Annotated in this window: 11 protein-coding genes; 1 reads left to right on the top strand and 10 read right to left on the bottom strand. The window is 45.0% G+C overall.

Annotated features, from left to right (window positions below; all coding sequences use genetic code 11):
- Positions 1 to 390: 390 nt before the first annotated feature.
- Positions 391 to 1,647 carry an MFS transporter gene (locus MHH60_RS21295; RefSeq protein ID WP_076137358.1) on the top strand — a complete coding sequence of 419 codons (1,257 nt, stop codon included), beginning with the start codon at positions 391 to 393 and terminating at the stop codon, positions 1,645 to 1,647.
- Positions 1,648 to 1,651: 4 nt separating this feature from the next.
- Here the strand turns inward: MHH60_RS21295 and MHH60_RS21290 are convergent, their stop codons facing one another.
- The 10 genes from MHH60_RS21290 to MHH60_RS21245 all read right to left on the bottom strand — a co-directional run bounded on the left by MHH60_RS21290 (position 1,652) and on the right by MHH60_RS21245 (position 14,887).
- On the bottom strand, positions 1,652 to 3,511 hold the full coding sequence (locus tag MHH60_RS21290) for a transglycosylase domain-containing protein (RefSeq protein WP_076137356.1): 1,860 nt from the start codon (positions 3,509 to 3,511) through the stop codon (positions 1,652 to 1,654).
- Positions 3,508 to 4,092 (bottom strand): HAMP domain-containing protein, encoded by a 585-nt coding sequence (locus MHH60_RS21285; RefSeq protein WP_076137355.1) that lies wholly within the window; start codon positions 4,090 to 4,092, stop codon positions 3,508 to 3,510. Before MHH60_RS21285 ends, MHH60_RS21290 begins: the two co-directional genes overlap by 4 nt.
- Before the next feature lie 62 nt (positions 4,093 to 4,154).
- A complete protein-coding gene (locus tag MHH60_RS21280; RefSeq protein ID WP_076137353.1) occupies positions 4,155 to 5,267 on the bottom strand; it encodes a sensor histidine kinase in 1,113 nt (370 codons plus the stop codon).
- A gap of 19 nt (positions 5,268 to 5,286) precedes the next feature.
- Positions 5,287 to 5,994 carry a response regulator transcription factor gene (locus MHH60_RS21275; protein ID WP_036678667.1) on the bottom strand — a complete coding sequence of 236 codons (708 nt, stop codon included), beginning with the start codon at positions 5,992 to 5,994 and terminating at the stop codon, positions 5,287 to 5,289.
- Between the two features lie 181 nt (positions 5,995 to 6,175).
- Positions 6,176 to 8,188 (bottom strand): NAD-dependent DNA ligase LigA, encoded by a 2,013-nt coding sequence (ligA, locus tag MHH60_RS21270; protein WP_076137351.1) that lies wholly within the window; start codon positions 8,186 to 8,188, stop codon positions 6,176 to 6,178.
- Between the two features lie 77 nt (positions 8,189 to 8,265).
- Positions 8,266 to 10,602 (bottom strand): DNA helicase PcrA, encoded by a 2,337-nt coding sequence (gene pcrA, locus MHH60_RS21265; protein WP_076137349.1) that lies wholly within the window; start codon positions 10,600 to 10,602, stop codon positions 8,266 to 8,268.
- A 61-nt stretch (positions 10,603 to 10,663) separates the two neighbouring features.
- Positions 10,664 to 11,383: a heptaprenylglyceryl phosphate synthase gene (locus MHH60_RS21260; RefSeq protein ID WP_139332125.1), complete on the bottom strand. Its 720-nt coding sequence runs from the start codon at positions 11,381 to 11,383 to the stop codon at positions 10,664 to 10,666.
- 226 nt (positions 11,384 to 11,609) lie between these two features.
- Positions 11,610 to 12,476, bottom strand: coding sequence for a phosphatidylinositol-specific phospholipase C/glycerophosphodiester phosphodiesterase family protein (locus tag MHH60_RS21255; RefSeq protein ID WP_076137345.1), 867 nt, complete (start codon positions 12,474 to 12,476; stop codon positions 11,610 to 11,612).
- Positions 12,477 to 12,584: 108 nt separating this feature from the next.
- Positions 12,585 to 13,991, bottom strand: coding sequence for an undecaprenyl-phosphate glucose phosphotransferase (locus MHH60_RS21250; protein WP_076107105.1), 1,407 nt, complete (start codon positions 13,989 to 13,991; stop codon positions 12,585 to 12,587).
- Positions 13,988 to 14,887, bottom strand: coding sequence for a glycosyltransferase family 2 protein (locus MHH60_RS21245; RefSeq protein WP_370511508.1), 900 nt, complete (start codon positions 14,885 to 14,887; stop codon positions 13,988 to 13,990). Before MHH60_RS21245 ends, MHH60_RS21250 begins: the two co-directional genes overlap by 4 nt.
- Positions 14,888 to 14,973: the final 86 nt, after the last annotated feature.

Here is a 14,973-nt window from a genome sequence, read left to right as displayed (position 1 = left end):
TTGCTCATTTTGAAACTGACGATTCATTAAATGAATCTTTTTTTAAAAAATCAACGTGTTCCATTTGTTCAGTTTTCAAAGAACTTGCTCCTAGCATTTCGACATTCAATGTCTCTTGCACAGGAATTAGAGTATATCATGTTTGCTTCTATCTTGTCAACTTATTTTTTCATCGCTTGTGTTTCGTATGTGCGATGCGTCGTAAGCACAAGAGATAATATACCATGCTGTCATTGAGTTTGCAAGCTTTTTTTGAAATAAAAAAATCATTCGTATAAATAACTTCGATACAACACAAATTGATACCATTCATCCATTATTTGTGGCTAAATAGAATTTATCGTATTCGCCAATCTTACCTTCTAACTATCCGTACAGAGAGGAGTCAAAATGAAGACCAAACCTACAGACGCTGCGTCCACAGTAGACAGCAAGGACAAGGAGCAGCGTAATCTGCAGCAGGCAACGATTTATAAAATTTTGTTAGCTGTCAGTTTTGTTCATTTATTCAATGATTCTATACAGGCAGTCATTCCAGCAATCTTCCCTATTCTCAAAGATAATCTACTGCTCTCTTTCGCCCAGATTGGATGGATCTCATTCGCTTTAAATATGACCTCATCAGTAATCCAACCCGTCATTGGATATGCTGCAGACCGTAAACCCCGTCCTATATTATTACCGCTGGGTATGTGCAGCACATTTTTAGGTGTACTTCTATTGGCTTATGCCAATAGCTATTTTCTGGTCTTATTCTCGGTTATCCTGATCGGATTCGGATCAGCGACCTTCCATCCAGAAGGAATGCGCGTTGCTCATATGGCCGCAGGTCAGCGAAAGGGATTGTCACAATCTATTTTTCAAGTGGGCGGCAATGCTGGACAGTCCCTTGGTCCAATGCTTACGAAATGGGTATTCATCCCCTTTGGCCAGATTGGTGCCCTAGGCTTCACGATCGTCGCGGCTGCCGGGATTGCTGTTCAGACCTATGTCGCTCGCTGGTATAGAGAAATGCTAGATGCCGGTTATACCTTTCATAAAAAATCAACAGCACGGGCAATCGACCCCGACCGCCGAAAAAGCATACGAACAGCAACGATTATTCTTGTATTCCTAGTCTTTGTTAGGTCTTGGTATGGCGCTTCTATTGGCAGCTACTACGCCTTCTATCTAATGGACAAATATCAAATGACACTGGATAAAGCCCAAATCTATATTTTTATGTATTTGGCTGCTGGTGCAGTGGGTACATTTTTTGGGGGTCCGCTGGCTGACCGTTTTGGACGGCGTAATCTCATCTTACTGTCAATGGTCGGAACCGTTCCCTTTGCGCTTGCTCTACCCTTCGTAGGTCCATTATGGGCGGCTGTATTGCTGCTGATTGGCGGTTTCATCCTTCTGTCCAGCTTCTCTGTTACCGTCATTTATGCTCAAATGCTATATCCGGGCAACATTGGCACAGTTTCAGGTCTGATCACGGGACTTGCTTTTGGACTTGGCGGGATCGGCTCATTAGTCCTCGGCAACCTCATTGATAGTATCGGGATTGCTAAAGTGTTCATCGCTTGCGGCTTCCTCCCGCTGCTTGGGTTTCTTGCCTTGCTGCTTCCTAAAGATGAGAAATTAGAAGAATGGGCGGCGCAATAACTTCTCAATGATCACTTAAGGCTTTACTCATTACTGTAGAAAATAGAGCGGCAGCCTTCCCGCTGCCTTCAGTCATATAATTATCCTGATTCGTACGATCAAAACCCATCCATACCGCAGCTGTCCACTCCGGAGTAAAGCCTACAAACCAAAGATCCCGATTGGCTTTCTTGCTCACGCCAGTCAAGTCCAATTGGGTCGTACCGGTCTTTCCCGCTACTGGTCTGTTCATCTGCGCTTTTTTCCCTGTTCCTTCATTAACAACATTGCGTAACATAGCCGTCATCGCTTCTGCGGTACGCGGCGAGATTACCTGACGTGATTCAGAGGGATGACTATACAAGACCTTCCCTTTTGAATCCGTTATGGAGCGCACCATATGAGCCGCATTAAATTTGCCTCCACTAGCAAAGACACTGTAGGCCTGGGCCATTTTTAGTGGAGAAACCCCGTTATGAAGCCCCCCCAAAGCTATAGATAAATGATTGTCCTCCTCCGTCAGTACAATTCCTAATTTGGCGGCAAATTGCCGCGCAGAAGAGATTCCAACCTGCTTCAATAGCCATACGGCTGGTGCATTGATGGATTTTTGCAAAGCTGTGTTCATTGTGACCTGACCTTGGTATATACCGTTCAAGTTCTCAGGCTTATAGCTGCCATAAGCAACTTTACGGTCGGACAGCATACTATTCGGGTTAAATTTCCCGCTCTCGAGTGCAGGTCCATAATCAATGATCGGCTTAAAGCTGGAACCCGGCTGACGTGCATCAATAATAGCTCTGTTCAAATTGCCCTCGTTTTGATCTCGCCCACCAATCAATGCCACTACTTCTCCTGTACGATGATCCATTATGGTCATAGCTGCTTCTACCTGCTGATCTTTTCCGTCAGGTGGAAATGAAGCCTCTTTGAGAACGGCCTGCTCAAGTGCCTGCTGTGCTTTGATGTTCAAACCTGTAACTATAGTGTAGCCGCCTGTACGAAGCTCCTCTACAGATTCCCCTGTGATCTGAGCCGCTTCCTTAAGGGCGGCATCCACATAATACACTCCGGCAACCCCATTTTCGACCGCAGCTGGAGGCTGATATTGTTTATTCATAGCTTCCTGCATTTGCTCATACGTGATTAGTCGCTGATTGAACATCATCTTTAGCACTAGATTTCTTCTCGTTTTGGATAATGCACTATTGTCTACTGGGTTATAAATAGAGGGGCCTTTAGGGATCCCCGCCAGAGTAGCTATTTGCCAGATCTCCAATTTTTTCAGATCAGACACGCCGAAGTAACGCTTCGCTGCTGCTTTTACTCCATATTGTCCCCGCCCCATATAAATCTGATTGAGGTACAGTTGCAAAATCTCACGTTTCGTCAGTCGCTGCTCCAAGGCAAAAGCAATAGAGGTTTCATTTAACTTGCGCAGCATATTCTTATCTCTGTTCAAATAAAGATTGCGAGCAAGCTGTTGAGTAATACTGCTGCCACCTTCTGATAAACTCATGTCCAAGATATTTTTTAAGAAAGCGCGTGATATCCCTTTATAATCGACCCCTTGATGGCTATAAAAACGGCGGTCTTCTACTGTTAAAAAAGTATCTATTAATAAAGCCGGCATCTCCTCAAGCTCTGCTGTAAGCCTATAACCCGAGCTCGGTAGCGGAGTCATTCGTATAACTGTTCCATCTGAAGCTGTGATGAGGCTTGATTCTGGCAATTGCAGCCTATCCTCATGCCGGTTAAGTACGATCCCCCCATACTGGTATACATAGAACATAATCAAAAGCGCCAATACCGTACTAATAACACTCACATCAAATAATAGGTACCCTACTCGCAATATCCGGGTGCGTGAATTCCATCTGCTCATGATTCGATAATCAGGTTCTCCAGGAACCGCTCCATACTGCGCACTTCATCATTCGCTGCTGCAAGAAGTGTATGTGCTTCCGCCTCATTCTCTTCAACCTCACGGAGGGTGCGAAGGATCGCCCTAGTCCTTATTAATAAAGCTACTGCTGGTGTGTCCTCTATCCGCTTTGAGCTTGCATCTCTATTTGGAACTTCTATTCTTTGCATTCGATTGAGGTTAGCAGCAATTTCACCTATTTCTCCTCCAGAAAGAACCTTGATGTTCTGAGCGACTCCTTTGTCTGCCAGCTCCGAGGTTCCCACCACTAACGAGCGCAAATCATCAGCTATTTTCTGTGAACGAAGAACATACAGCCCACCGAAGACTAGAATAAATAGAAGGATGGCACTAGGGGTTTGACCCATATGATTAATAACCCAATGAATAAGCCGGACAAAAAAGGCTCCTGATTGACCCGAATAATGAGAATACAGCAAAGCGACAGCCCGCTGGACAACAAAAAGAAAGGCAGCACTCAAAAGAGCGCAACCCATAAAAATATATAAATAGCTAATACGAACCGTCCGAAGTTTTGGCATGGTAGTTCCCTCCTTGTGCCACAAGGATAACTTCCAAATCTTAAGAACCCGCCAGAGTTTTCTTAAGATTCTATGAAGAATGGGAAACGGGTAATAAAATCCGTGCGAAGAGATGTACTTTCTACATAAATAACGCCATTGTGGCGTTCGATGATACTTTTGGCAATCGCAAGTCCAAGCCCTGAGCCGCCTGTATGCTGTGAACGCGACTTTTCTGCCCGATAGAATCGTTCAAAAATAAAAGGGATATCACTTTCCTCAATCCTGTCTCCAAAGTTGCTAATCCGGACCACAGCATCATTTTCCTTTTTACTGAAACCTATCTCCAATTTCCCGCCGCTTCTGCCGTAACGGATCGCGTTAGTAATCAAATTTTCATAAGCACGTACTAATTCTTTAGGCGAAGCCTCTATCCATAAATCATCAGCAACGTCCTCGATTTCATAGATCATATCCGCCTTTGTTAGTTCAGGAACTGACTCCTCCGCCAGCTGCCGTATGAAGGCCTTCAAATCCAATCTCTGCATAACCAAAGGGTACTCTCCACTATTTACACGTGTGTATTCAAAAAGATCATCGATCAGTTTACGCAGCACCAGGGATTTGTTGTAGGCTATATCCACGTAATACCGGATTTCCGCTTCTTCCTGACATCGATCTTGTTCGATGTACTCCAGAAAACCCAAGACAGAGGTAAGCGGGGTGCGCAAATCATGGGAAACACCTGTGATCAAGTCATTTTTTGCATTTACAGCTTTACGTTCCTCCTCTATGGAGTGCTGCAAACGCTCAGCCATTTCATTAATATTCTCAGCCAGCACACCCAGCTCATCCGTGGTTCTGACTTCAATTCTATGGGACATCCCGGAGCTTGTAATTTCTCGAATCCCTTTTGTGATCTCTTCCAGATACAGCACAACTTTACGAGTGTAGATAAAAAAGAATAATAAAAAGCTGATAATACCCGCTGCTGTCATTAGTGGCATAGAGCCAATATGATTAATAATCCAGCGCAGTATGCGTGAATAGGGAGCCGCCTCTGAAGCCGGATTTAGATAGATCATAAAGTTGACGAGTTGGTACCCTGCCATAAGCAGCAAAGCGCCTGAAAGCACACTCAGCAAAAAAGCGAACATAAACTTCCAGCGGATCGTCGTTATATATTTAGAATTCAAGAAGCCTCACCTAATCCTTTCAGGAAGGTCCGTCTAATTTATAGCCAACTCCCCAGACGGTTTGTATATAACGTGGGCGTTTCGAATCGATTTCGATTTTGTCTCGGAGATTACGAATATGTACCATCACTGTGTTACCGCCATCTAGAAAAGGTTCATTCCATACCTTATTGTAAATTTGCTCCAAGCTAAGCACTTGACCTTGGTGTCTCGCCAAAAGCTCTAGAATAGAGAATTCCCGCGGAGTCAGTTTAATCTTCTGCTGATCTACATACACCTCATGCTTAGACGTATCTATAGTCAGATCCTCAAAGCTTAGTTTGCTGTCGTTTCCCAACGTATTACTATCCTTATTAAATCCGTGATAACGGCGCAGCTGTGATTTTACTCGTGCCACAATCTCCAAGGGATTAAACGGCTTGCCCACGTAGTCATCTGCCCCGAGGCTCAGGCCGGAGATTTTGTCCATATCTGTATTTTTGGCTGATAGTATGATAATTGGCATTTTCCGCTCTTCACGGATTTTCATACATGCAGCTAGCCCGTCCATTTTAGGCATCATGACATCAAGAATAATTAGATCAACTTCCTCTTTCTGCAGACATTCCAGCGCTTCCATTCCATCATAAGCCTTTAGCAGTCTATAGCCTTCATTACAGAGATAAATCGTTAACAGTTCTACAATTTCCTTCTCATCATCTACTAACAATATCGTTTCTCTCTTCACAGGAAGGGTTTCCTTTCAAATATAGTGATAAATATCTATAGCCTATATATTAGCAGATCATCCGAATTTTTTTCTAAAAAAGAAACGTTTAGTTGTAATCCACGCAAAAAAGGTCCCTGCTCCTCTCGTACTTAAACGAAATGGAACCGGGAACCTTTTGGAATCGAATATAGTTTGTTACTTACATATCCAACAAGCGAATTAGCTCATCTTCATCCTCAATGACCTGAATGCCTAACTGCTGCGCTTTAGCCAGCTTACTGCCAGCTTTTTCACCAGCGATAACTAAATCCGTCTTCTTCGACACACTTCCGGACACCTTTGCTCCGAGTGCTTCCAGACGTTCAGCTGCTTCATCTCGGGTAAGCTTTTGCAAGGAACCGGTCAATACGACCGTTTTGCCACTAAAGAAGGAATCGGTATTAACAGGACGTGGTGCCTCAGGAGCCTTCGCTTCCACACCCAACGCCCGCAAGCGGGAAACATTAGCTACTACAACTGGATCTGCGAAGAAGCTGACAATGCTCTCGGCGACAATCCCACCAATGTCTGGTAACTCAGCGAGCTCCTCGGCTTTGGCCTGCATCACAGCATCCAGATCGCGGAAATGATCAGCCAACATCTTCGTCGTTGCTTTACCTGTGTTAGGGATCCCTAACGCAAAGAGAAATGAAGCAAGATCTCTACCTTTGCTATCTTCTAAAGCTTGCAGCAAATTCTGTGCTTTTTTCTCACCAAAACGGTTCAGCTGTACGAGCTGCTCAAAGTTCAGTTCATACAGATCCGCAGAGTCATGTACATTAAGCTCATCATAGAGCTGACCCGCCGTCTTCTCACTGAATGTCTCAATATCCATCGCATCACGCGAAGCAAAGTGGGTGATCCGACTGATAATCTGCGGCCTGCAATTCAGTTTATTGTTACAGAAAAGATGTGCTCCGCGCATTTCTAACGGATATCCACAAGCTGGACAATCCTCAGGGAAAATAATCTCTCCACCGTCATTCTCCTCTGTTACCTTGCCGAGAATTTCTGGGATAACATCATTGGAACGGCGAATAAAGACCCGCGAACCTAGGGCAAATTTCAAGTTTTTGCGCTCAATATCACCCACATTATTCAGGGTGCAGTTCTGAACGGTAACTCCAGCAAGCTCTACAGCCTCAACCCGAGCCAGCGGAGTCACTTTACCTGTACGACCTACATTCCAGCTAACAGACTCCAGCACGGTCGTCGTTTCTTCGGCTTCAAATTTATAAGCTACTGCCCAACGCGGGAACTTGTCAGTATATCCAAGCACCTCACGGATTCTGAAATCCGTGACCTTAATTACAGCCCCATCAATGAGGTAATCGAGACTCGAACGACTCTCCTCGATTCCAGCGAGCTGCTCAGTTACATCATCAAAATCATTACAGTAGGTCAGGTATGGGTTCACTTTAAATTTGTTATTCCGCAGAAAATCCATCATTTCCTGATGGTCAGCGAACTCCGCACCTTCTGCAAAGCCTACATTATAGAAAAAAGCGTTCAAACGGCGGTCCGCAGTAGTCTTCGGATTAAGATTACGCAGTGCACCTGCTGCTGCATTACGCGCATTCTTCAGCGGCTCTGCAGCCCTTGTATTATAATCCGCCAGCACAGACAGATTCATAATCCCTTCACCCTGAACCTCAATGACCCCATCCTTGAAGGGAATCGTCAATGGAACGGATTTGATGGTCTTCACCTGTGCAAGTATTCCTTCGCCAACTACACCATTGCCACGCGTTGATGCCTGTTCGAGAACACCATTACGATAGGTTAAATTCAGCGTTAAGCCATCGAACTTCAGTTCTACTGCATAACAAGGATCAGGAAGAGGGTTGTCTGGATTCTTAAGATTGTATTCATTCACTAACCGGAGCACCCGGGTATTCCAGCTGCGCAGCTGTTCAATATTCTGTGCTTTATCCAGACTCCAAAGCGGTGCCAGATGCCGATGCGGCGTGAAGCCCTTAAGCAGCTCTCCACCTACACGTTGTGTAGGCGAATCCGGTAGTACGAAGCCACTCTCAGCCTCCAGTGCTACAAGCTTGTCGTATAAAACATCGTATTCCTTATCGCTGACTAGCGGTGCATCCAGCGTGTAGTAGTGGTAATTATAATTATTTAATTCCGCAACAAGCTCTTCCATCACATGCATAGCATCCATGCAGGTACATCCCTCCGTCAATAAGTTTCCTAAAGTTAGCGTGGTCTAAATATCCGTTCGTTAATCGTTGTTTGCTATTATTCCACTTTGGTTATCGGCGCAAACCCCGCAAGCAGACGTTTCACACCCACGGGTGCCGGAAAAGCAATCTGCAGCTCCGTGTCATTCCCGCTGCCTTTAACAGATACAACGGTGCCCGTGCCCCATTTGCCGTGGGAGACCTTGTCACCCGCTTTGTAATCGCCAGCTGCAGCAGCCCCTGCTCCGGTAGCACGTGCGCCTCCGGAGGTCACGGTCACGCTGCTCTTGCTTGCCGCCGCTGACGCCGTGCTTCCGCCGCCTGCCGGCGTAGCTCCGGCGGCTCCGCCACGGCCGCCAAAGTTCCCACGGCCGCCGCTGCCGAAGCCGCGTCCGCCGTAAGCACCGCCTGCCTCCGCGCCTCCGCGCTGGAAGCGGTCTTGAGTCTTAACGGTATCTTCCTTCAGTTCCTCCGGAATCTCCTCTAAGAAGCGGGACGGTTGGTTCGCCGTCGTCCGCCCAAAGAGCGTACGCATCCGCGCACAAGAGAGAAACAGTTGTTTCTCCGCGCGGGTGATCCCCACATACGCAAGCCGGCGTTCCTCTTCCAGCTCGTCGTTGTCCTGGAAGGCACGGCTGTGTGGGAACACGCCTTCTTCCATTCCGACGATAAATACCGTCGGGAACTCCAGACCTTTGGCGCTGTGCATCGTCATTAACACAACCGCATCACTACGATCCTCTTCATCATCGTTCACACTATCGATATCTGCGATAAGTGCAAGATCCGTGAGGAAGGAGACCAGCGACTTGTCTTCATTGTTCTTTTCAAACTCCATCGTCACCGATAAGAACTCATCGATATTTTCTAGCCGCGAACGTGATTCGAGTGTGTTTTCATTTTGCAGCTCCAAACGGTACTGCGACATCTCCAGTATTTTTTCCGTCAATTCGGTTACAGACAAGAACTCCACCATACGGTGCAGAGCTTCAATCATATCGTAGAACTCTACTAGCATATTCCGCGTCCGTCCAGCAAAGCCCAAATCATCGACCGTTTGCAGTACTCGGAAAATAGAAACACCACGTTCACCAGCCGCAGCTGCCAGCTTGCCAACCGTTGTATCCCCTAATCCACGCTTAGGAACATTAATAATACGCGTCAGGCTGATATCATCATCAGGGTTAGACAGTAAACGTAGATACGCCAGCAGATCCTTGATTTCTTTACGATCATAGAACTTGATCCCGCCAACGATTTGATATGGAATATCTGATTTGATCAGAATTTCCTCTATTACCCGTGACTGAGCATTCGTCCGGTACAGAATCGCGTGATTCTGATAAGCTTGACCTTGTTTCACATTTTTGCTGATTTCTCCGGTTACAAAATACCCTTCGTCATGTTCGGAATCCGCCCGGTACACCTTAATCTTGGCGCCTTCCTCGGAATCGGTCCACAGCTTTTTCGGTTTACGGCCACTATTAAGCGCGATTACCCCATTGGCTGCATTCAGGATATTAGCGGTTGAACGGTAATTCTGTTCTAGCAGAATCGTCTTTGCTTCCGGATAATCCTCTTCAAAATTAAGAATGTTCGTAATATCCGCTCCACGCCAGCGATAGATCGACTGGTCACTATCCCCTACCACACAAATGCGGTGGTGGCTGTCTGCCAGCATGCGGCACAACATGTATTGTGCTCTGTTCGTATCCTGATACTCATCCACATGGATGTATTTGAACTTCTTTTGATAAAAATCCAGAACCTCGGGAACTTCCTTAAATAATTCGATAGTCTTCATAATTAAATCATCAAAATCAAGCGAGTTATTGCTTCTCAAGCGTCTTTGGTACATTTTATAAACCTTGGCCACTAAACCTTCGAAATAATCACCGACTTTTTGCTCATACTGCGCCGGAGTAATCAGTTCATTCTTAGATGCGCTAATTATGGCTTGTACAGCTTTCGGTTCGAATTTTTTCGTATCAATATTCAGTTCCTTCATGCAATTACGAATGACTGATAACTGGTCTGTAGAGTCCAGAATCGAGAAGTTGGAAGTAAATCCAATGCGCTCAATATCCTTCCGCAAGATCCGAACACACATGGAGTGAAAGGTGGATACCCAAATATCTCTTCCCTCAGGTCCAACGAGCTTAGATACACGTTCCTGCATTTCTCTCGCAGCTTTATTCGTAAATGTAATCGCCAAAATCGCCCAAGGCGGCGCCTTTCGATTGGCAATCAGCCAGGCAATTCTGTGAGTCAGCACTCTCGTCTTCCCACTGCCCGCACCAGCCATAATCAAAAGGGGTCCTTCAGTAGTCTCGACAGCCTGCCTTTGTGGAGGATTCAATCGGCTGACCGCGTCTTGTATGTTAATAAGTTGCATGTGTAACATGCTCCTTTCCAAAAATGAAATTACAAATCATAAGTAGTCCATAAGCTAACCGCTACTCGAACTGCTCTTGCACCGTCTTTTTAACAGCTAATACCGTACGAATTGCCTGCTCTACATCCCGATAAATAATATTGCCGACAACTACTGTATCACATAGAGCTGCTGCCTGCTCGGCCTCCGCCTCACAAGTAATGCCGCCTCCATAAAATAGTTGGGCTTGCTCCACCATCTCACGCACTATACGTACTGTCTCCATATCCCCAAATCTACCGCTATATTCAAGATAGACTATTGGCAGGGACATCAGCTTGTCCGCAACCTGGGCATACGCAGCCGCCTCTTCAGCATTAATGGTTGTCTCGGCCCCTGTAATCCGCGCAACAGAAGAATCACTGTTCAAAACGACGTAACCTTCCGTTAGCAGCTGATCCCATGGGATCATAAATCCATAACGCTCTATAGCTCGACGATGATGGCCTACAATCCAAGCTGGATCGGGTGTATTTAGCACCATAGGAATCATATAAAGATCAAATCCGGGTACAGCAGCTTCAAGTTCGGATACCTCGAGTGCACAGGGCAGCTCAAAACGTCTTACTCTTGATAAGAGATCTACTGTATTCTCATAGGTTACTCCTGTAGAGCCTCCTATCAATATGGCATCCGTGCCGGACAAGCAAACGGCCTCCAAATCCTCATCTGAAATCATACGATCCGGGTCCAACTTAAACACATGCCGCCAAGGTTTGATCATTTGCTGTACTGATTTCATGGGAATCATCCTTAATTGTCATTTGGGCAAGACAAAACACTCCTGCCGCCGCAAAAGATATAGATCTAGTCTATGCCAGCACAGGAGGTGTGTCAATTTAAAGCGAACAAAAATACGAACATTTTTTCGCATATAAATTTGGGGTCCCCGCAAAGTATCAGAATACGCATCTGAGAAAAACACCACTTTGCGGGGATATATTAGTGGTAATGAGTGGAGAAAGATTTCAGCGTATACCTTTGAGGTCATTCAAATCATTTTCAGGCACAAAATCACTATAAAATCCGTCTACACCCATACGAGATAGCTCTCTAATCTCATCCTCTTCATCCACTGTATGAACGTATACACGAGCTCCGATATTTTTTAACTGTTTGACAAAACTCTTGGTGGCCCGGCTAACTGGCATCGTAATATCCACACCTGTTTTTTTAACAAACTCAATAACTTGTTCATCCGTATCCTTAGATTGGTACAAGGTGTAAAGCACTTCTGGAAAAGAATACACCTTATTGATCTCATCAAGCATCGGCTGATTGTAGATCTGTGGAACTATCCGCTCCAACAACGCTGGATCCCGACGCTGCGCCGCTTCAGTCAGCAATGTAAATTGCTTCTCTATAAGTTCCGGTTGGATTTCTTTGGTATCCGTAACGATATAAGCATCTGGATAATTCTGCATTAGATCAATCACCTTCTCAATATCAAGCGGAGAGTATATATTCAGGATAGGGCTGTCCATAAATTCCTCGTAATCTAGTGCCACACCCTGTTTATTAGCAGGGAGAACCTCCAACTGACCTAAAAGCTTGCTCATATTGCCTGTCCATTCATGCCGAGCAACCAACTGATCATCTTTCGATAACAAAAAATCAACTTCAAATACGCGAGTGCCCCGTTCATAGTTAGCGACAAAGGCCTCCCAAGCATTGGTATACGTATAGCCGTTAATTCCCCCCATGGCATGTGCAACGATTCTGTGCGCTTCAAAACCACTCGCGGGTTGCTCTTCCTCTTTGTTCAACGTTATTACAAGAATCATTATTAGTGCGACAATCATTACTACGGTTGCAATAATCTTTTTCTTATTCATAGTTGTGAGTTTCCTTTGCAAAGTTTAGATTAGAAAGTTAATACCCCGCTCTGCCAGTGGCAAAACGGGGTATTATTAAAATTTCACAAATCTAAATAAGTGCAGGTCTCAATATGCGTTTTTGTTAACGAAGCCGTTGCGAATCGTTTTGAAAATAATTCGAATGTCGAACAGTAAGGACCAGTTCTCGATATAGAAAATATCGTGCTTAATCCGTTCCTCAATTGAAGTGTCCCCGCGCAGCCCATTGCTCTGTGCCCAGCCCGTAATTCCTGGACGCACATGGTGCTTCACCATATACTTCGGAATTTCATCACGGAATTGTTCTACATAAAATGGTCGTTCTGGCCGTGGGCCAACTACACTCATATGACCGAGTAATACATTAAAAAATTGCGGAAGCTCATCCAGACTTGTCTTACGGATAAAGGTTCCAAATCGAGTTCTACGAGGATCTTCCCGCGTACTCCAACCTGTATCTTCTTCCCCGTCCTGCTGCATCTTCATTGAACGAAACTTATACATCATAAAATTACGCCGATTAAGTCCCACCCGTTCCTGCCGGAATATAATCGGTCCCGGTGAGGTAAGACGTACGCCGAGAGCTACGATCAGCATCACGGGAGATATCATAATAATCGCGAATAGAGAGAACACGATATCAAACAAACGTTTTGCCATCTTATTCCCCGTCATATCCAGTGGAATATCACGAACATTAATCATTGGCATACCTGCAAAGTTATCAAAGTAAGGACGCGCCGGTAAATAATCAAAGAAATCCGGAATAATCAATGTGCGTACCCCTGCTTTTTCACAGGCCGCAATAATCGAAGGATATTTAGAATGCGCATCGAGCGGCAAGGCTAGAATAACCTCATCCACAGGCAGCATCTCCAGCATTCCGGATAACTGATCGACCGTTCCCAAGATCGGTTTATACCGTTGCTCCTCAATCCCGTCCCAAGTATGGTAATCGTCTAAAAAGCCAATGGCTTCATAACCGAGCTCTGGATATTGCTCCAAATTGTTATAGAATCTTTTGCCGAGTGTACCTGCACCGATGATAAGTACGAACTGGCGGTTCAATCCTTTTTCCCGCAATGATTTAAGCATCTTCTTCAGCACATAACGGTAAAGCATAATGGAAAGAACATTAAACCCCATATAAATAGCCAGATATGTACGGGAGATGTCAATTTCTTTCACGAAGAACATTAGACCGAGCAGGATGAAAATACTCATGATATGCACTTGGAAAATCTTAATAAATTCATCGACAAAACGTTTCTTACGCTTAGGCAAATAAAGCGATAAAAGGATACCGATTAAGACAGCTACTGCACCATAAATCATACTCCAATAAGCGTAAGACTCTACAGGCAGCGTGTTATAGGATTCCATCCATCCGCTCTTGAACTTGATCCACCAAGCCGCTAGAAAGGACAGTTGGATGACAAGAAAGTCAGCAACCATATAGAGCTGTGTCAAAAATTTCTGATTCCGCCGAATCATAATCTCACCTCAGTATTCTTATCGTTACGAGCGCCTGTTTCCGTAGCAGAGTTAAGACTCTGTGCAGGTGATGGAACTGCTTTAGGAAAGATTAGGGCATTCTGCAAAAGGGACAGAGCAAATTTCACACCAACACCAGCATATACTGTTCCATTTATAATACTGTTGTACTTCCTACTATAATGCTTACGATGAAATAAAATCATTGCCCTATGAAATTCATAGACGATCTTGAACGGTCTACGTCTGGCACTGCCGCCCTTAAGATGTACGATGGAGGTCTTCGGATAATAATAAATCTCCCACCCAGCCTCTTTAATACGATAGCACCAATCTAAATCCTCACCGTACATAAAAAACTCTTCATCTAATCCGCCCACCTGATCAATCGTCTCCCGCCGCAGCAGCATAAACGCACCCACCAGACAATCTATCGGGTAATCAAGATCAGGGTCCAGATAACCTAACTGGTAACCGTTAAACTTCGGTCGATCCGGAAACAACTTACTGAAACCAAAAGCATAATAAAAGGAAGCTAAAGGTGTAGGAAATCCTCGCTTACACGCTTTATCCAGCGACCCATCTGGCAAAATAATCTTACATCCTGACGCCCCAACATCGGAACGACCATCCATAAAAGAGATCATCATCTCCAGCGTGTCCCTGCGCACCACCGTATCTGAATTGAGCAAAAGTACATACCGTCCGGATGAAGCTTCCATCCCCTGATTATTTGCACGGGCAAAACCGACATTGTCGTTATTTGCGATCAACATGACACTTGGAAACTCTCTACCAATCATCTCTACCGAATCATCATGGGAATTGTTGTCTATCAAAATAATCTCATAGGAATAGTTCGTTTCTGAGTCATATACCGACCTGATACAGTCCATCGTCAGGCGACACGTGTTGTAATTGACAATAAGTATGCTTACATCTACATTCACTGCGTAACGCTCCTGACAAATATAGTAATCTA

It is taken from the genome of Paenibacillus sp. FSL H7-0716 (assembly GCF_038002705.1).
GTDB lineage: Bacteria > Bacillota > Bacilli > Paenibacillales > Paenibacillaceae > Paenibacillus_AQ > Paenibacillus_AQ odorifer.
The sequence above is the reverse complement of the archived record's forward strand: the minus strand, read 5'-3'. Positions and strand labels throughout refer to the sequence as shown.